Raw genomic sequence first — 17,053 nt, 5'->3', positions numbered from 1 at the left:
GGCAAGGCGCCCGGTCCGCGGCTATTTGGCTTGCAAGGGGGGGAGATCCGGATCCCGCAGCGCCGCCACCGTCTGCCAGAACGCATCGATGAGGGGAGAGTCGCCGTGGGGCGGGCGGGTGAGGCCGATGATCCAGCTCGCCTCGGGCTCGGTGAGGGGCAGGGAGATGACGTCCGGGTGCTCTATGGTGGTGGAGGAGGGGACCAGGGTCCAGGCGATGCCCGCTGCCGCAGTGGCGACCCCGGCGGCGAAGTCATTCACGTACTGGATGTCCTGAAAGCGCAGCCCGCTCTGGGCCAGGTAGTGGACGAACTGATCGTGAAAGGAGGGGGCCTTGTCCCGGCGCAGTATGGCGAGCGGCTTGTCCACCAGATCCTTGAGACCGCTCACCCCGGCGTAGCTCGCGGGCAGCACGGCGATGAAATGGGCCCGCACCACCGGCAGGAAGTGCCACCCCTTGGGGGCGGGCAGGCGGCAGAAGCCGAGATCGAGCCGCCCCTCGGCGAGCGCCAGCAGCTGGTGATGGGTGGAGAGATCGTTGAGCTCGATATTGACCCTGGGGCGCTTGGCACGAAAACGGGCGATGGCGGCGGGCACCAGCAGCTTGGTGGCGACCCCGAAGCCGATGCGCAGGGTGCCGCCATTGCCCGCCAGCACATCCCGGGCGGTGCGACCGAGCTGCTCGCTCCGGGCCACCAGGGCGCAGGCGTCCGGGTAGAGGGCGCGACCGAGCCCGGTGAGCCGGGTGCTGCTGGCGCTGCGCTCGAACAGCTCGCCCCCCCACTCGGCCTCCAGCCGTTTGATCTGCTTGCTCAGGGCCGACTGGGTGATGTGCTGGCGGGCCGCCGCCTGGCCGAAGTGCAGCACTTCCCCTAAAGTGACGAAGGCCTTCAGGTCTCTCAGTTCCATCGCTGCTCCATCATTCCTTCACGGAATCTTGAATGGTCAAAAATGTCATTGGACGGAATTCTAGAACTGTTCGATGCTGATGCCAATATATTCGGGTGCAGATTGAACGCCCATCCTCTAGCAGAAGGAGACAAACCAGATGCATCACGCCAAGTACAAAGCATTCCCCGCCGACTTCCTCTGGGGCGCCGCCTCCGCCGCCTATCAGGTGGAAGGGGCCTGGAATGCCGACGGCAAGGGCCCCTCGGTGTGGGACAGCTTCACCAAGCTGCCGGGCAAGACCTTCCAAGGCAGCAACGGCGACGTGGCGGTGGATCACTACCATCGGGTGGAGGAAGACGTGGCGCTGATGGCGGAAATGGGGCTCAAGGCCTATCGCTTCTCCGTGAGCTGGCCGCGCATCTTCCCAAGCGGTCGCGGCGAGGTGAACGAGGCGGGGCTCGCCTTCTACGACAGGCTCATCGACAGCCTGCTGGCCCACGGCATCGAGCCGGTGCTGACCCTCTACCACTGGGATCTGCCCCAGGCGCTGCAGGACGAGTACGGCGGCTGGGAAGACAGGCGCATCATCGACGACTTCGAGCACTACTGCGTCACCCTCTACCGGCGCTTCGCCGGCAAGGTGAAGTACTGGGTCTCTTTGAACGAGCAGAACTATAACCTGACCAATGCCTATCAGTTGGGGACTCACCCGCCCGCGGTGCAGGACCGCAAGCGCTTCTTCGCCGCCAACCACATCGCCTTCCTGGCCAACGCCCGGGTCATCAAGGCGTTCCGCCAGCACGTGCCGGGTGGCCTCATCGGCCCGAGCTTCGCCTACTCCCCGGCCTATCCCGCCTCCTGCGCCCCGAGCGACATGCTGGCGTTCGAGAATGCGGAGGAGTTTACCAACCTCTGGTGGCTGGATGCCTACTGCTTCGGCCGCTACCCCCAGGCGGCGCTCGCCTACCTGAGGGAGACCGGCGAGGCCCCGGAGATCCTGCCAGGGGATCTGGCGCTCTTGCGCGAAGGCACCCCGGACTACATAGGGGTGAACTACTACTACACCCTGACCTTCACCGACAACCCCATCGGCGGTCAGACCATGCAGCGCATCAACACCACGGGGCAGAAGGGCACCACCCCCTCCAGCGGTGTGCCGGGTCTCTACCGGACCACCCCGAACCCGCACCTCGAGACCAGCAACTGGGACTGGGCCATCGATCCCACCGGGATGCGCATCGCCCTGCGTCGCCTCTCGTCCCGCTACGGCCTGCCGCTGATGATCACCGAGAACGGTCTCGGCGAGTTCGACAAGCTCACGGCAGATGGCAAGGTGCAGGATGACTACCGCATCGCCTACCTGCAGAGCCACCTGAAGGCCTGCCAGGAGGCGCTGCAGGACGGGGTCGAGCTGCTCGGCTACTGCGCCTGGTCCTTTACCGACATCCTGAGCTGGCTCAACGGCTACCAGAAACGCTACGGCTTCGTCTATGTGGACAGGGACGAGCAGGGTGGGTCGCTGCACCGCATCAAGAAGGAGAGCTTCCACTGGTATCAGTCGGTTATCGCGAGCGGTGGCAAGACGCTGTAACGCCCTTATCCAGGGATGCAAGGATAGCGTCCCATATAAAAAGGCCCCCTCGGGGGCCTTTTTCGTCGTTGGTGGCTAGCACTCAGGCAGGTTCGCTCGCTAGATAAACATGCCGCCGGAGGCCTCGATGCGCTGGGCGTTGATCCAGCTGCTGTCCGGGGAGAGCAGGGCGGCGATGACGCCGCCGATGTCGTCGGGCTGGCCGGCGCGGCCGAGGGCGGTCTGGCTCGCCACGAAGTCATTGAGGGCCGGGTTGTCACGGACGGCGCCGCCGCCAAAGTCGGTCTCGATGGCGCCGGGGGCCAGCACGTTGACCGCGATGCGCCGCGGGCCCAGCTCCTTGGCGAGGTAGTGGCTCAGCACCTCTATGCCCCCCTTCATGGCCGCGTAGGCGGCATAGCCCGGCAGGGCGAAGCGGGTGAGGCCGGTGGAGAGGTTGAGGATGCGTCCGCCGTCCGCGATCAGGGGTAACAGCTTTTGGGTCAGGAAGAAGGTGCCCTTCAGGTGGATGTTGAGCAGGGTGTCGAACTGCTGCCCCGTGGTCTGCTCGAAACTGGCGTGGATGCCGATGCCGGCGTTGTTGACCAGGAAATCGAACCGGCTTCGTTGCCACTCCCGGGAGAGCAGCAGGCTGACTTCATCGGCGAAGGCCGCGAAGCTGGCACTGTCCCCCACATCCAGCGCCAGGGCCTGGGCCTGCACCCCGAGGGCCCGGGCCTTGGCCACCACCTCGGCCGCTTCCCCGGCCTGGCTGCGGTAGGTGATGATGAGGTCGACGCCTTTGGCGGCGAGGGCCAGGGCCCCGTGCTTGCCGAGGCCACGGCTGGCCCCCGTGATGAGGGCGATGGGTCTGGTCATAGTATGGCTCCTGTCTGGACAATAAAGGGCTCATGACGAGCCGACCCCTTCACTCTATTTGTGCTTCCACGCTGGATAAAGATAACGATAATGAATGCACTGTTCCGATTTGGATAACAATGGCCATGGATCAACTGGATGGGATGAAGATGTTCGTGCGGGTCGCGGAACTCGAGAGCTTCAGCCGCTGCGCCGAGCAGCTCGGGATCCCCAAGGCGACCCTCTCCGCCGCCATCCGGCGACTGGAGGAGCACATGGGCACCCGGCTACTGCAGCGCACCACCAGGCGGGTGCAGCTCACCACGGACGGCCAGCTCTGCTACGCCCGCTGCCGGGATCTGCTGGCGGACATGGAGGAGTTTGACGGCCTGTTCCGCCAGGCGGGGCAGATCGCGGGCCAGTTGCGGGTGGACATGCCGAGCCGGATGGCCCGTCATCTGGTGATCCCGGCGCTGCCGGCGTTTCTGGCGGCCCATCCCGATTTGCAGCTGATGCTGAGCAGCACCGACAGGCGGGTGGATCTGGTGCGTGAGGGGTTTGACTGCGTGGTGCGGGTGGGGGCCCTCGAGCCCTCCAGCCTGGTGGCGCGCCCCCTGGGTCACTACCGCCAGATCAACTGCGCCAGCGCCGGCTACCTGGCCGCCCATGGGGTGCCGCAGAGCCTGGCCGACCTGGCAAGACACCGATTGGTTCATTACGGCTCGGGGCAGGGGCGCGGCGAGCCCGGCTTTGAGTATCTCGGAGAGGATGGCCGTCCCGCCACCCTGCCCATGGGGGCAAGCCTCACGGTGAACGACAGCGAATCCTACCTCGCGGCGGCGCGGGCCGGGCTTGGCATCATACAGATGCCTCGGGTCGGGGTGGAGGCGCTGCTGGCGAGCGGCGAGCTGGTGAGCATCCTGCCCGCCTGGCAGGCACCGCCCCTGCCCATCCACGCCCTCTATGCCCATCGCCGCCAACTGGCCCCCAGGGTGCAGACCTTCATCCACTGGCTGGGAGCGCTGCTGACGGATGCCCTTGGCGACGCATCAGGCCCGGCTGCGCCTTGAGCGGTACTGGCTGGGGGACTGGGCGAACGCCTCCTTGAAGAAGCGGGTGAAGCTGCTCTGACTGGCGAAGCCGAGCCGCCCGCCCACCTCCTGCAGCCGCAGGCTGGGGTCTTGCAGCAGGCGGCAGGCCTCCTCCCGCCGCACCTGCTCCAGCAGGGCCGAGAAGTGGCAGCCCTCCTCCCGAAGATGGCGGTGCAGGGTCCAGCGGGTCAGCCGCAGGGCCTCGCAGACACAGACCAGCAGGGTGCGCGGATCCGCCCCCTGTTGCCACAGCTGATGGCGAATGAGGCCGATCACCTGTTCTCGATAATGGGGACTAGGACGCAGCCGCTGCATCTGGGTATCCAGCTCCCCCAGCAGCAGGGGTTGCAGGGGGGCGTTATGGCCCACATAGGCCTCATCCAGCAGCTGGGCGGGGAAGCAGAGGCGATAGCCATCCCCGAGCCGCAGCCGCCCCCCGAGCCAGGCCGCCAGCTCGCGCCACAACTTGGGCCGTACCGGGGTCGGCAGCTCCAACTGGCCCGCCCCCGGGTGGTAGAACTGGAGCAGGGCATAGAGGTGGCAGAGGTTGGCCAGGCTGCTCATGGCGATCACGTCCGGGTGATCGGACTCCGAGTGGTAGCTGAGGCGGGCTAGCTCGTCCCCCTCCTGCAAGGTGATGCGATCGCACTCGCCGATGAGGGGACGAAAGGAGAGGAAGAAGTGCAGCGCCTGGCGCCAGCTGGCGGCGTTGCAGCAGAGGCTCGCCAGCGGCAGGTAGTCGCTGAAGAGCCCGGTGAGGGAGGGGGGCGCCCAGTTGCGGGCCAGATCCATGTGGGGGGCGACCTGGGCCAGTAGTCGAAAGTGGCGCGGCGCATCTATCCGGCCATGGGGAAGGAGCAGCTCCTCCCTGGCGATGCCGGCCCCCTGCAGCAGCTGGCCCGGATCCCGTCCCTGCCGCTGCCAGTGATGGAGGCAGTGCAGGGCGATCCGGTTTGAGACAGTTTTCACGGCGAAATCCTTGTCGACGATGGCCCATCATCATCGGTCAGCCGCTGAAAATTGCTGTGAGCCAGCTTCCCCTTAATGTTTCAACTTTGTAACCAAGAGTAATCCTGCAACCCTTTTCACAATTTTGAACTCTGCTCCGAACCGTCAACTTCCTGCACCCTGAGGACAAGTGGGGCGGGTCCGTTTTGCATAGAGTGACCGGACCTACACACACAAGGAAGAGAACAATAATGACACACCATCGTCTCGCGTTGACCCCGCTCGCCCTGAGCCGCCTCGCCCTGAGCATAGGGGCCCTGCTGCTAGCAGGGTGCAATGACAACGACTCTACCCCCAAGCCGGCGCAGCCCACCCTGGGCCATCGCACCGCCAGCCTGATCGAACAGGATGGGCTGCAGTTCAAGGATCTGGACGGCAGCGGCAGCCTGACCCCCTATGAAGACTGGCGCCTCGGTGCCGCCGAGCGGGCGCAGGATCTGGTGGGTCGCCTCACCCTGGCCCAGAAGGCGGGGCTGATGATGCACGGCACCCTGGTGCTGGACGGGGAGGGGCGCGTCAACCTCGGCGCCATGGACAAGATGCTCAAGACCGATGGGGTGAACACCTTCATCACCCGCATGGCGGGGGATCCGGCGTCCATCGCCGAGGACAACAACCGGATCCAGGCCCTGCTGGAAGGGGTGGGGCTCGGCATTCCCATGACCGTCAGCACGGATCCCCGCAACCACTTCACCAACGATCCCAAGGCCACCAGCGTCGCCGCCGGGGCCTTCTCCCAATGGCCGGAGACCCTCGGCTTCGCCGCCATCGGCGATGCCGAGCTGGTGCGCCGCTTCGCCGACATCGCCCGTCAGGAGTACAGGGCGGTGGGCATCCAGGAGGCCCTCTCTCCCCAGGCGGATCTCGCCACCGAGCCGCGCTGGGGCCGTATCAACGGCACCTTCGGCGAGAACAACCAGGCCGCCAAGTCTCTGGTCAAGGCCTATATCGAGGGGTTCCAGCAGGGGGACGACGGCATAGGCAAGGAGAGCGTGATCACAGTGGTGAAGCACTTCGCCGGGGCCGGTCCCCAGAAGGACGGGCTGGATGCCCACAACCCCTGGGGCAAGGAGCAGGTCTATCCGGGCAACAACTTCGCCTATCACCTGGTGCCCTTCGAGGGGGCCTTCGAGGCCGGGGTGGGAGCCGTCATGCCCTATTACGCCCTGCCGGAGGGGTTGACCTATGAGGGTCAGGCCATCGAGGAGGTGGGCTTTGGCTTCAATCGCCAGATCCTGACGGACCTCTTGCGCGGTCACTTCGGCTTTGAGGGGGTGGTGCTGAGCGACTGGGGCATCATCAACGACTGCAACACACGCTGTGAGGAGGGGTTGAGTCAGGCCGAGGTGGATGCGGGTGTCAGCCCCTGGTCTGTGCCCTTTGGCATGTCCTGGGGGGTAGAGAACCTGACCAAGGCCCAGCGCTACGCCAAGGCCATCGGCGCCGGGGTGGATCAATTCGGCGGGGTGGAGGATCCGGCGCCGCTGCTGGAGGCGGTGCAAGCCGGTCTGGTGAGCGAGGCGCAGCTCTCCACCGCCGCCCGCCGCATCCTGGAGCAGAAGTTCGAATTGGGGCTCTTTGAAGACCCCTACGTGGATACCGCGGCCGCCGTCGCCCTGGTGGGCAAGGCCGAGTTCCAGCAAGAGGCTCAGGCCGCCCAGGCCGCGGCCCATGTGCTGCTCAAGAACGAAGGCTCCCTGCTGCCCATGCAGGCTGAGGGCAAGCGGGTCTACCTCTATCAGGTCAATGCCGAGGTGGCCAAGGCCAACGGCTATACGGTGGTGACCGATCTGGCCCAGGCGGATCTCGCCATCGCCCGGGTCAACACCCCGAGCGAGCAGGATGCGCGCTTCCCGTTCGGGACAATCCCCTTCGGTCAGCTCGGCTTCGCCAGCGCCGATCAGGTGGTGCAGGAGACGGCCCACGAGGGCAGCTATCACGGTAGCGACGAGCTGGCGGTCATCCAGGCCATCCAGCAAGCCGGGGTGCCCCTGGTGCTGTCTGTCTATCTGGACAGGCCGGCCATCCTGACCGAGGTGGCACCGGCGGCCCAGGTGCTGCTCGCCAACTTCGGCGCCCTGGATCAGGCGCTGTTCGATGTGATGAGCGGCAAGGCCAAGGCCCGCGGCAAGCTGCCCTTCGAGCTCCCCTCCAGCTGGCAGGCGGTGCTGGCTCAGGACTCGGATGTGGCGAGCGACTCCCGGGACCCGCTCTTCGCCTATGGCGCCGGCCTCGCCTACTGAGTGGTGAGTGAGAAAGTACGATGAACGAGGCGCCTGCGGGCGCCTTTTCTATGGGGGCCATCTAAGATCCCGGTTTGGCGCCGGGGCAGGGCTTGGGCATAATGGCGCCCCAAAGAGGAGATCCTATGAAATTTATCGGTGCCCACGTCAGTGCGGCCGGCGGGGTGGAGAACTGCATCGCCCGAGCCCAGGCCATCGGGGCCAATGCCTTCGCCCTGTTCACCAAGAACCAGCGCCAATGGCAGGCGGCGCCCCTCTCGGACGCCAGCATCCGCGCCTTCAAGTCTGCCTGCGAGAAGGCGGGTTTTCGCCCGGAGCAGATCCTGCCCCACGACAGCTACCTCATCAACCTGGGCCACCCGGATCCCGACGGCCTCGCCAAGTCCCGGGATGCCTTCCTCGATGAGATGAAGCGCTGCGAGCAGCTCGGGCTCTGCTACCTGAACTTCCACCCCGGCAGCCACCTGAAGCAGATCCCGGAGGCCGCCAGCCTGAAACTCGTGAGCGAGTCCATCAACTGGGCGCTGGAACGCAGCCAGGGGGTGACCGCCGTGATCGAGAATACCGCCGGTCAGGGCACCAACCTCGGCTGGTCGTTCGAGCACCTCGCCACCATCATCGACGGGGTGGAGGACAAGAGCCGGGTCGGGGTCTGCTTCGACACCTGCCACGCCTTCGCCGCGGGCTACGATCTGCGCAGCGCCGAGAGCTGCGCCGCCGTGTTCGCCGATTTCGATCACATCGTCGGCTTTGAATACCTAAAGGGGATGCATCTCAACGGCGCCAAGTGTACCTTCGGCAGCCGGGTGGATCGCCACCACAGCCTGCAGCAGGGCAACCTCGGCGAGGCGGTGTTCCACCACATCATGAACGACGCGCGTTTCGACAACATTCCCCTCATCCTCGAGACCATAGACGAGTCCATCTGGGGGGATGAGATTCGCTGGCTGCGCAGCCTGGCCAAGGCGTAACGGCCGCCGTCAGAGTCAACAACGAAGCAGGAGAGAAGATGCAAGCACAGGGAGAGGCAGCGCCACTGCGCTGGGGGATTGCCGGCGCCGGGGCCATCGCCCGGCGTTTTTGCCGCGACGTCAATCAGCACGCCAGCCTGGGGCGGGTGGTGGCCATCACCGCCCGGGCTCAGGGGCGGGCCGATGAGTTTGCCCAGGAGCTGGCGCTGCCGCTCGCCTTTGGCAGCTATCGGGCGCTGGCACAGAGCCCGGAGGTGGACGCCGTCTATGTGGCGGTGATCCACCCGGAGCATGCCGCCCTGATCAAAGAGATGCTGCTGGCGGGCAAGCACGTGCTGGTGGAAAAACCGGCCGTGACCCGGCAGGAGGATTGGGATGAGCTGGTGGCGCTCGCCCGGCAGCGCAACGTGTTGCTGCTCGAAGCCATGAAGGTGATGTGTTTCCCCGCCATGCGCACCCTGCTCGCACGCCTGCCCGGCCTGCCCGGGCCCTTGTCCCTGCGGGCGGCCTTCGGCTCGGTGCAGGCTCCTGATGGCAAGCTGTTCGATCCTGCCCTGGACGGGGGCGCGAGCTGGGATGTGGGAGTCTATCCGCTCTGGCTCTACGCCGCCTGCTGCAGGCAGTTGGGGCTGGATGCGGGGGAACCCGAGGTGCGATTGCAGCGCGCCCCCGGGGAGGTGGACCTGAGCGCCCGGTTCAGCTTCGACGGAGGGATCCGGGCCGAGCTGGGGGCCTCCATCGTCGAGGATCTCGACAAGGCCGCTTGCCTCGCTGGCGATGGCTGGACCCTGATCATCGAGGGCAAGTGGTGGAACCCGCAAGGGGTGCGCCTGCAAGGGAAAAAAACCTTTGCAGGCTGGCCTGAGGACATCGTCCAGCCGGTGGACGGGGGTGGCATGCAGCACGAGGCGGATCACTTCGCCCGCTGCGTGCAGGAGGGCCTGCTGGACTCCCCCTGGCTGCCCCAGGCCCTGACCCGGCAGGTGCTGGGCTGGGTCGAGGGGGGGCTGGCGTCTGCTTCCGACGAAAGGGCGTGATCACTCGAGGTCACCTTGTCTTGATCAACAGAGGGCGCCGCGGCGCCCTCTGTCATTGCGGCACCCGTCATTGCAGTACTGCGATCTGCTCCCCGAGGCGTGCACAGCCCCTCGCGGCATCAGCGCTCGCGAGGGGCGGGGAGTTGCTGGGCGCGGCAGAATGCCAGGAAACGGCGCAGGGTGGCGGAGTGGTATTTTTGCTTGTGCCAGACCAGGGAGAGCTGGCGCGGGAAGCGGCGACTGGGGGTGAGAGCCACCAGGCGGCTGCTCGCGAGGCGGTCAGAGACCGCGAGGCGGGAGATAAAGGAGAGGCCGAGGCCGTGCTCCACCGCCAGCATCACCGCCTCCAGGGTGTTGAGCTCCAGCCCCGCCTGCCAGCGCGGCAGCCTGGGTTGGAGTTGCTGCTCGAACTGCTCGCGGCTGCCGGACTGGGGCTCGCGCAGCACCCAGGTCTCGCCACCGAGCTGGCCGAGGGGCAGCTCCAGCCGTCCGGCCAGGGGGTGATGGGGGGGCGCGACGATCAGCATCTCGTCTTCCAGCCAGGGTTCGCTCACCAGTTCAGGGTGATGGTTCTCCCCCTCGATGAGGGCGAGATCCAGTTCGAAGTGGGCGAGGGCGTGGCACAGCAGGTGGGTGTTGGCGATGGTCACCCTGGGGGGGAGCCCGAGCTCCTTGGCACTCTCTGCCAAGAGACTCGGCAGCAGGTAGTTGCCTATGGTCTGGCTGGCGCCGAGGCGCAGCTGGCTGGCGGGCTCGGCGTCGGGGCTAAACAGCTGCTCTATCTCCTGCATCCGGGTCAGCAGCTCCTCGGCGGCCGGTTGCAGCAAGAGCCCCTCGCTGTTGAGCTGCAACCTGGGGTGGACGCGGTCAAACAGCGGGGTGGCGAGCTGGCGCTCTAGCTCCTGCAACGACTGGGAGACGGCCCCCTTGCTGAGGCATAGCTCGTTGGCCGCGAGCCCCAGATTGCCGTGGCGGGCTATGGTGGCGAACACCTTGAGTTGTTGCAGGGTGAGCTTCATGTTGTTTGGTTTTCCTGAACGCTTGATTCAATTCATTTAGATATCGTAAACGATCCCGCCCCTTTATCCTATGGACATCACCATCAAGAAGAGGATATCCAACATGATCGCACGTACCCGTCGTTCTCTGGCTGCTGCCCCGACCCCCATGGCCGGGCTGGCACTCGGGATCGCCAGCCTCGGCTGGTGCTGGGAAAATGCCGGTCAGTTCGATGGTCGCCTGCAACTGCTGGGGGCCGCCATCGCCGCCGTGCTGCTCCTCGTCCTCACCGGCAAGTTCCTGCTGCACCCGCGCCTGTTGTGGCAGGATCTCGCCCACCCCGTGGTGGGCAGCGTGGTGCCCACCTATGCCATGGCCACCATGGTGGTCTCCAAGGCCATCGGTCACCTGGATCCGGCGTTGGGGCAGGGGCTCTGGCTGTTTGCCGTGGTGCTGCACCTGGCGTTCCTCGCCACCTTCGTCTGGCACAGGGCGAAAGAGTTCGAGATCCATCACATGGTGCCGAGCTGGTTCGTGCCGCCGGTGGGGATCATAGTCGCGGACATCGCCTACCCGGGGGGCCCCTTCGCCGAGCTGGCCAACGTGCTGCTCTGGTTTGGCCTCGTCTGCTACGGCCTGATGCTGCCCCTGATGCTCTATCGCCTCATCTTCAGCCACGAGGTGCCGGACGCCGCCAAGCCGACCATCGCCATCCTGGCCGCTCCCGCCAGCCTGTCCCTGGCCGGTTACCTGACCGTGACCGCCGAGCCCTCCCTGCTGCTGGTGGCCGTGCTGCTCGGGATCGCCGTGCTGATGACGGGGATCATCTATCTCTCCCTGTTCAAGCTGCTGCGCCTGCCGTTCTCCCCGGGCTTTGCCGCCTTCACCTTCCCTCTGGTGATCGGCTCCACCGCCCTGTTCAAGGTCGGTCAGCTGCTGTCGCAGTGGCCGGTGGCGGCGCACTACGTGGCCCAGATCAATGTGCTGGCCAATCTGGAGCTCGCGGTGGCGACCCTGGTGGTCACTTATGTGGCCCTGCGCTACCTGATGGCCCTGCTGCCACGCGCGTCTGCCTCCGTGGAGGGAGAGCCGGCCCACCGCTAAGGCGCCGGCCTGATGCATTCATCTCAAGACACCCCGCCTGGCGGGGTGTCTTGCTTCTGTCTTCGGCATCGGAGTCATGCATGGACCCCGGGACATGGAAATGAGGATGCTTTGCATTTGTCAATCCGTGAAACGGCTCAAATAGTCGGTGATTCAGCCAAGATTAAGGTGGTGTTAACTGGTATTACCTGTCAGGATGGCCACCAATGCTGATCTCTATCATTTGACCTATCCATGTCCTCCCAAGATCCCGTATTTGATTGCTCGTTTCAGTCCCGTTTGCTGCGCCCCCGTTACTGGCCGAGCTGGCTGGCCCTCGGTGCCCTCGGCGTGTTCGCCTTCGTGCCGCCGCGCTGGCGCGACAAGCTGGCGGACGCCCTAGCACCCCTGGTGCTCAGGTTCTCCAAGAAGCAGATCTACATCGCCCGCACCAACCTCGCCATCTGCTTCAAGGAGAAGAGCGAGGCGGAGCGCGATGCCATCCTGATGACCTCCATCCGGGTGGGTCTCAAGAGCCTGCTGGGCTTTGGGGAGTTCACCTGGCGCAGCCCGGCGCACCTGATGAAGCGCATCCAGGTCAGCGGCTGGGAGCATATCGAAGCCGAGCAGGCCGCCGGTCGTCCGGTGATCCTGGTGGTGCCCCACAGCTGGCCCATCGACGCGGCGGGTTACTACTTCTCCCGCCAGGGGCTCGACATGTGCACCATGATGAAGAGCGCCCGCAATCCGGTGTTCGACTGGCACATCAACCGCGAGCGCGCCAAGAACGGCTGCCGGGTCTATGAGCGCAGCGCCGGCATCAAGCCGGTGATCAAGGCGGTGAAATCCGGCCTGAGCTTCTTCTACCTGCCGGATCAGGATCACGGCCGCGAGGCGAGCATCTTCGCCCCCTTCTTCAACCACCCCAAGGCGACCCTGCCGGCCCTGCCGCGCTTGGTGAAGCTGACCGGTGCCAAGGCGGTGCCCGTGCTCGCCTGCTATGACGAGGCGACCCACGGCTATCGGCTGGAGATAGAGGCCCCCTTCGCCGACTACCCGAGCAATGATCTGCTGGCAGACACCTGCCGCATGAACGACAGCGTTGAGCGCCAGCTGACTCGCCATCCGGGCCAGTACATGTGGTTCCTCAAGATCTTCGATACCCGCGAGGATCAGGTGGGGGAGGACGGCCTCTACGAGGAGGGGATCAGGCGTATCCGCCGGGGGCTGGCGCCCCATTCCTGAACCCAGGCTGAAGAGTCGCTTGAAAATGGCCCCATGTGGGCCATTTTTTGTTTCTAACTAGTCTGATCAGTGACTTGGGAAGGGGCTGTGGCGGCCACAGGGTAGATAAAACTGTCAGGATCACTAAAATAACGGTCTGTTTTGACGATTCGATGACGACCATGTCCGCACAAGATCCGGTGTTCGACACCTCATTTCATCCCCGTCTGCTGCACCCCAAATGGTGGGGCAGCTGGCTGGCCCTCGGCCTGCTCTTTGGGCTGGCCTGGACACCGGCAAGGCTGCGTGACCGGCTGGCCGATGCCATGGCCCCCCTGCTGCTGCGCTACTCCAAGAAACAGGCCTACATCGCCGAGACCAACATCAAGATCTGCTTCCCCGAACTCGACGAGGCGGGCCGTGAGGCGCTGCTGCTCAAGTCCATCCGCACGGGTCTCAAGACCTTCATGGGCTTTGGCGAGATGACTTGGCGCAGCAAGGCCTACTTGAAAGGGCGCATGAAGGTGCGGGGCTGGGAACATATCGAAGCCGAGCGCGCCGCCGGCCGCCCCATGATCTTCGTGGTGCCCCACACCTGGGCGGTGGACACCATAGGCCGCTTCATCACCAACGAAGGGGTGCCCCTGTGCACCATGATGAAGAGCCCCAAGGATGCGGTGTTCGACTGGTACATCAACCGCGAGCGCAGCAAGGGTGGCCGCGTCTATGAGCGCAGCGTCGGCATCAAGCCGGCCATCAAGGCCTTGCGCTCAGGGGACAGCTTCTTCTACCTGCCGGATCAGGACCATGGCCGCGATGCCAGCCTCTTCGTGCCCTTCTTCAACCATCCCAAGGCGACCCTGCCGGCCCTGCCCAAGCTGGTGAAGCTGACCGGCGCCAGGGCGGTGCCGGTTCTGGCCTGTTATGACGAGGATGAGCACTGCTACCGGATGGAGATAGAGGCGCCGTTCGACCCTTACCCCACCGAAGATCTGATGGCCGACGTCAACACCATGAACCGCATGGTGGAACGGCAGCTCACCCGCTTCCCGGAGCAGTACATGTGGTTCCTCAAGATCTTCGAGACTCAGGAGGATAACGAGGGCAAGGACGGCCTCTATGAGGAGGGGATAAGGCGCATCCGCCAGGGGCTGCCCCCGGATCCCGAGTGACATTCACGGCCCCTTGCGGGCCGTTTTGCATGACATGGCCCGGGATTTTCCTCGATCCGGGGCAAGAGCCCGGGGATAGGCATATCCTTTTGGCGCCGGGGAGCGCGGTGCGGCAAGCGCTGGCAGTGCGGCCCTCGATGGGGGATGGCGAGCGGGCGTCGGCTCGCGTTATCTTGCCGGGGGTAAACGAGGTGCAAACAGAGTGCAAACAAGGTGCAAATAAGGTAAAAGGGCGGTCATGAAAATTCCAAATCGAATCCAACCTCTGGTTGATGACGGCCTGGTCGACGATGTCATCAGCCGGCTGATGAGCGGCAAAGAAGCCGACGTCTATGTGGTGCGCTGCGGCGACGAGATCCGCTGCGCCAAGGTCTATAAAGAGGCGTCCAAGCGCAGCTTCAAACAGGCCGTGGTCTATCAGGAGGGGCGCAAGGTGCGGGGCAGTCGCGATGCCCGTGCCATGGAGAAGGGCTCGAAATACGGCCGCAGGCAGCATGAAGAGGTGTGGCAGAACACCGAGGTGGATGCCCTGTTCAAGCTGGCCGCCGCCAATGTGCGGGTGCCCAAACCCTATGTCTGCCTGGACGGCGTCCTGCTGATGGAGCTCATCACCGACGAGGATGGCGATGTGGCGCCTCGCCTGAACGACGTGGCGCTCTCTCCGGAGCAGGCCCTCATCGATCACGGCAAGGTGATCCGCTATGTGGTGCGTATGCTCTGCGCCGGCCTCATCCACGGGGATCTCTCCGAGTTCAACGTGCTGGTGGATGCGCAAGGGCCTGTCATCATCGACCTGCCCCAGGTGGTGAATGCCGCCGCCAACAACCAGGCCAGGGCCATGCTGGAGCGGGACGTCAACAATATGCGCAACTACTACGGCATGTACGCCCCCGAGCTGCTCAAGACCCGTTACGCCCGGGAGATGTGGGCCCTGTTCGAAGATGGCAAGCTGGGCCCGGAGACCGAGCTGACCGGCCTCTTCGAGGAGAGCACCGCGGCCATCGATCTGGATGGGGTGTTGCACGAGATCGAGAGCGCCCAGGAAGAGGCGATGGCGCGCCGAGCCCGCCAGCAGGCGGAGCAGGAAGAGGGGTTCTGAGCCTGGAGCCAGGGCGGGACTCCCGCCTCGCCGTCAACGCAGACAAGAAAAGAGCGCCTATGGCGCTCTTTTCGTTTGTGTCGCGCTATCAGAGCCCGGTCAGGGGTGGGGCGCTGAGGCGAGGGCCGGCGTAGCCCACCACTTCCCCGAAGCGTGGATGGCCGCTCTCCCAGTCGGCGGCGGCAGTGCGAATGGCCTCCCTGTCAAAGCTCACGAAGTTCCACCAGATCTGCAGGGGCTTGGCCAGGGGCTCGCCGCCTATCACCAGCACCCTGGTCCCCGGGGCCAGGCGGAGTGCGATCTGCTCTGTCCCTGGGGGCAGATAGAGCAGCTCTTCCGGGGCGAGGGGCTTGTCCGAGGCGGTGAGTTCACCCTGCAGGGGCAACAGGCCGTGTTCGAACGAAGGATCCAGGGGGAGGGAGAGGGTCGACTCTGCCTGTCCGCCGTTGTGCAGATCCAGGCCGAGCATGGGGGAGAAGCGCAGGGTGGGGGCCTGGCGCCCTCCATGCTCGCCGACAAGCAGGGTGAAGGTGGCCCCGCCTTCCAGCCAGCTGGGCAGGTCCGGGTAGTGATCGAAGCGGGGCTGGGTATCCTGATCTGCCTCTGGCAGCGCTATCCAGAGCTGGGCGGCGTGCAGGTCATCATGGCCCGGCATCGATTCCTCGGTGTGGGCGATGCCGCGCCCGGCGGTCATCAGGTTGACCTGACCCGGGCGGATCACCTGCTCACTGCCGAGGCTGTCGCGGTGCAATATCTCCCCCTCCAGCATCCAGGTGAAGGTCTGCAGGGCGATGTGGGGATGGGGGCCGACATTCATCCCCCTGGCGCCTGGGGCGAACCGGGTCGGCCCTATATGATCGAGAAAACACCAGGGGCCTATGGTGCGCCTCTCCTTGACCGGGATGGCGCGGGCGACCGGTATGCCCCCCACGTCCGTGATGCGGGAGGGGATGCGTTGCCATTGCTGTGTCATGTGGTGCTCCTTAAACAAGGGGGAAAGAAGGGGCTTCTCCCTAACGGCGGCGCATCCCCGGGAAACTGCGCATGGGCGGCGCCATCCGGTGGGGCATGGGGGGCCTATGGGTGGGAACGGCCAGGTTAGTCGGCAGATGGGGCCTGGGTTGCAGCTCTGGGCGGGTCCTTGCGGGACTCGGTGTCAGCAAGCCGCCGTCCGCCTGGGGCCGGGTGGTGGGGAGCAGGGCGCTGCGCTCCCCCCCGGCTCTGGCGGCGGCCCTGTCGTCAAGGGGGGAGCGCGCGGTTCTATCCGGGTTGCTGACACTCGGACGCAGCTTGCTGTTCTCCCGCAGCGCCTCTCTTTGTTCTGGCGACATGGCATGCCAGCGGCTGGCGAAATCTCCGCGCAGGGCCGCGAGATCCGCCTCCCCGTGGTTATCCTGCCAGTCGTGGAACTTGTCCTTGATCTCCTGCTGGCGGTCCGCGTCCAGGCCGCTCCACCACTTCTTGATGAGCTCGTCGAAATCCCCCTGGTTGTCGCAGCACCAGGGGTAGTAGTGATCCCAGTAGTTGAAGTAGTCGTCATACCACCAGGGATAGGCGCTGCCGTAATAGGCCCCCGTGCTGGCGCCCACGCCGACCGAGGAGGAGGAGCCGCAGCCAATGAGGCCGGCGGCCAGCAGGGGGATGAGCAGGGCAGTGCGCATGGGGTCTCCGGTGCCGCCTATCCAGCGATGACTGATGGTAAGGTTAATATGCACCAATCCGCTCCCGGATGGCAGACTCAGGGGGAAAAGCTGCGCCCAGAGTCTGCTTTCATGGCATTTGCGGCCAGGTACTGTATGAACGTACA

The 17,053-nt window shown here is 65.3% G+C and carries 15 protein-coding genes; 9 read left to right on the top strand and 6 right to left on the bottom strand.

Annotated features, from left to right (window positions below):
• Window positions 1-21 precede the first annotated feature (21 nt).
• Window positions 22-909: a LysR family transcriptional regulator gene (locus tag ACRCYW_RS17005; protein ID WP_438551206.1), complete on the bottom strand. Its 888-nt coding sequence runs from the start codon at window positions 907-909 to the stop codon at window positions 22-24.
• 139 nt (window positions 910-1,048) lie between these two features.
• Here ACRCYW_RS17005 and ACRCYW_RS17000 point away from each other — a divergent pair, with 139 nt between their 5' ends.
• Window positions 1,049-2,482: a glycoside hydrolase family 1 protein gene (locus tag ACRCYW_RS17000; RefSeq protein WP_438551205.1), complete on the top strand. Its 1,434-nt coding sequence runs from the start codon at window positions 1,049-1,051 to the stop codon at window positions 2,480-2,482.
• Between the two features lie 99 nt (window positions 2,483-2,581).
• Here the strand turns inward: ACRCYW_RS17000 and ACRCYW_RS16995 are convergent, their stop codons facing one another.
• A complete protein-coding gene (locus tag ACRCYW_RS16995) occupies window positions 2,582-3,340 on the bottom strand; it encodes an SDR family NAD(P)-dependent oxidoreductase (protein WP_438551204.1) in 759 nt (252 codons plus the stop codon).
• Between the two features lie 125 nt (window positions 3,341-3,465).
• Between ACRCYW_RS16995 and ACRCYW_RS16990 the strand changes: the two genes are divergently transcribed.
• Window positions 3,466-4,389: a LysR family transcriptional regulator gene (locus ACRCYW_RS16990; RefSeq protein ID WP_438551203.1), complete on the top strand. Its 924-nt coding sequence runs from the start codon at window positions 3,466-3,468 to the stop codon at window positions 4,387-4,389.
• Here the strand turns inward: ACRCYW_RS16990 and ACRCYW_RS16985 are convergent.
• Window positions 4,369-5,379 carry a helix-turn-helix domain-containing protein gene (locus ACRCYW_RS16985; protein WP_438551202.1) on the bottom strand — a complete coding sequence of 337 codons (1,011 nt, stop codon included), beginning with the start codon at window positions 5,377-5,379 and terminating at the stop codon, window positions 4,369-4,371. The genes ACRCYW_RS16990 and ACRCYW_RS16985 overlap by 21 nt on opposite strands.
• A gap of 230 nt (window positions 5,380-5,609) precedes the next feature.
• Here ACRCYW_RS16985 and ACRCYW_RS16980 point away from each other — a divergent pair, with 230 nt between their 5' ends.
• The 3 genes from ACRCYW_RS16980 to ACRCYW_RS16970 all read left to right on the top strand — a co-directional run bounded on the left by ACRCYW_RS16980 (window position 5,610) and on the right by ACRCYW_RS16970 (window position 9,669).
• Complete coding sequence (locus ACRCYW_RS16980) at window positions 5,610-7,661, top strand: glycoside hydrolase family 3 protein (protein WP_438551201.1); 2,052 nt, start codon at window positions 5,610-5,612, stop codon at window positions 7,659-7,661.
• A gap of 125 nt (window positions 7,662-7,786) precedes the next feature.
• Window positions 7,787-8,632, top strand: coding sequence for a deoxyribonuclease IV (gene nfo, locus ACRCYW_RS16975; RefSeq protein ID WP_438551200.1), 846 nt, complete (start codon window positions 7,787-7,789; stop codon window positions 8,630-8,632).
• 38 nt (window positions 8,633-8,670) lie between these two features.
• Window positions 8,671-9,669: a Gfo/Idh/MocA family protein gene (locus ACRCYW_RS16970; RefSeq protein WP_438551199.1), complete on the top strand. Its 999-nt coding sequence runs from the start codon at window positions 8,671-8,673 to the stop codon at window positions 9,667-9,669.
• Between the two features lie 119 nt (window positions 9,670-9,788).
• Here the strand turns inward: ACRCYW_RS16970 and ACRCYW_RS16965 are convergent, their stop codons facing one another.
• Window positions 9,789-10,688 (bottom strand): LysR substrate-binding domain-containing protein, encoded by a 900-nt coding sequence (locus tag ACRCYW_RS16965; RefSeq protein ID WP_438551198.1) that lies wholly within the window; start codon window positions 10,686-10,688, stop codon window positions 9,789-9,791.
• A 103-nt stretch (window positions 10,689-10,791) separates the two neighbouring features.
• Here ACRCYW_RS16965 and ACRCYW_RS16960 point away from each other — a divergent pair, with 103 nt between their 5' ends.
• The 4 genes from ACRCYW_RS16960 to ACRCYW_RS16945 all read left to right on the top strand — a co-directional run bounded on the left by ACRCYW_RS16960 (window position 10,792) and on the right by ACRCYW_RS16945 (window position 15,246).
• Entirely contained in the window at window positions 10,792-11,772 is a 981-nt protein-coding gene (locus ACRCYW_RS16960; RefSeq protein ID WP_438551197.1) for a TDT family transporter, read from the top strand.
• Window positions 11,773-12,006: 234 nt separating this feature from the next.
• Complete coding sequence (gene lpxM / locus ACRCYW_RS16955; RefSeq protein ID WP_438551196.1) at window positions 12,007-12,996, top strand: lauroyl-Kdo(2)-lipid IV(A) myristoyltransferase; 990 nt, start codon at window positions 12,007-12,009, stop codon at window positions 12,994-12,996.
• A 152-nt stretch (window positions 12,997-13,148) separates the two neighbouring features.
• The gene (locus ACRCYW_RS16950) at window positions 13,149-14,147 is read left to right on the top strand and encodes an LpxL/LpxP family acyltransferase (protein ID WP_438551195.1); all 999 of its coding nucleotides are present in this window, start codon (window positions 13,149-13,151) and stop codon (window positions 14,145-14,147) included.
• A 238-nt stretch (window positions 14,148-14,385) separates the two neighbouring features.
• Complete coding sequence (locus ACRCYW_RS16945) at window positions 14,386-15,246, top strand: PA4780 family RIO1-like protein kinase (protein ID WP_438551194.1); 861 nt, start codon at window positions 14,386-14,388, stop codon at window positions 15,244-15,246.
• Between the two features lie 88 nt (window positions 15,247-15,334).
• On the opposite strand, the gene ACRCYW_RS16940 is transcribed toward ACRCYW_RS16945, so the two are convergent.
• Together ACRCYW_RS16940 and ACRCYW_RS16935 are read right to left on the bottom strand one after the other, a co-directional pair.
• Window positions 15,335-16,219 carry a pirin family protein gene (locus tag ACRCYW_RS16940; protein WP_438551193.1) on the bottom strand — a complete coding sequence of 295 codons (885 nt, stop codon included), beginning with the start codon at window positions 16,217-16,219 and terminating at the stop codon, window positions 15,335-15,337.
• 40 nt (window positions 16,220-16,259) lie between these two features.
• Entirely contained in the window at window positions 16,260-16,907 is a 648-nt protein-coding gene (locus ACRCYW_RS16935) for a hypothetical protein (protein WP_438551192.1), read from the bottom strand.
• Between the last annotated feature and the right edge of the window lie 146 nt (window positions 16,908-17,053).

This window comes from Aeromonas sp. (assembly GCF_051657805.1).
In the GTDB taxonomy this organism is placed as follows: domain Bacteria; phylum Pseudomonadota; class Gammaproteobacteria; order Enterobacterales; family Aeromonadaceae; genus Aeromonas.
The sequence above is the reverse complement of the archived record's forward strand: the minus strand, read 5'-3'. Positions and strand labels throughout refer to the sequence as shown.

Bases quoted from the DNA above. Each gene is read 5' to 3' on its own strand.
- ACRCYW_RS16940 (WP_438551193.1), bottom strand. From the start codon at position 16,219: ATGACACAGCAATGGCAACGCATCCCCTCCCGCATCACGGACGTGGGG.
- ACRCYW_RS17000 (WP_438551205.1), top strand. From the start codon at position 1,049: ATGCATCACGCCAAGTACAAAGCATTCCCCGCCGACTTCCTCTGGGGC.
- lpxM (WP_438551196.1), top strand. From the start codon at position 12,007: ATGTCCTCCCAAGATCCCGTATTTGATTGCTCGTTTCAGTCCCGTTTG.
- nfo (WP_438551200.1), top strand. From the start codon at position 7,787: ATGAAATTTATCGGTGCCCACGTCAGTGCGGCCGGCGGGGTGGAGAAC.
- ACRCYW_RS16995 (WP_438551204.1), bottom strand. From the start codon at position 3,340: ATGACCAGACCCATCGCCCTCATCACGGGGGCCAGCCGTGGCCTCGGC.
- ACRCYW_RS16990 (WP_438551203.1), top strand. From the start codon at position 3,466: ATGGATCAACTGGATGGGATGAAGATGTTCGTGCGGGTCGCGGAACTC.
- ACRCYW_RS16965 (WP_438551198.1), bottom strand. From the start codon at position 10,688: ATGAAGCTCACCCTGCAACAACTCAAGGTGTTCGCCACCATAGCCCGC.
- ACRCYW_RS16935 (WP_438551192.1), bottom strand. From the start codon at position 16,907: ATGCGCACTGCCCTGCTCATCCCCCTGCTGGCCGCCGGCCTCATTGGC.
- ACRCYW_RS16950 (WP_438551195.1), top strand. From the start codon at position 13,149: ATGACGACCATGTCCGCACAAGATCCGGTGTTCGACACCTCATTTCAT.
- ACRCYW_RS16945 (WP_438551194.1), top strand. From the start codon at position 14,386: ATGAAAATTCCAAATCGAATCCAACCTCTGGTTGATGACGGCCTGGTC.
- ACRCYW_RS16960 (WP_438551197.1), top strand. From the start codon at position 10,792: ATGATCGCACGTACCCGTCGTTCTCTGGCTGCTGCCCCGACCCCCATG.
- ACRCYW_RS16980 (WP_438551201.1), top strand. From the start codon at position 5,610: ATGACACACCATCGTCTCGCGTTGACCCCGCTCGCCCTGAGCCGCCTC.
- ACRCYW_RS16970 (WP_438551199.1), top strand. From the start codon at position 8,671: ATGCAAGCACAGGGAGAGGCAGCGCCACTGCGCTGGGGGATTGCCGGC.
- ACRCYW_RS17005 (WP_438551206.1), bottom strand. From the start codon at position 909: ATGGAACTGAGAGACCTGAAGGCCTTCGTCACTTTAGGGGAAGTGCTG.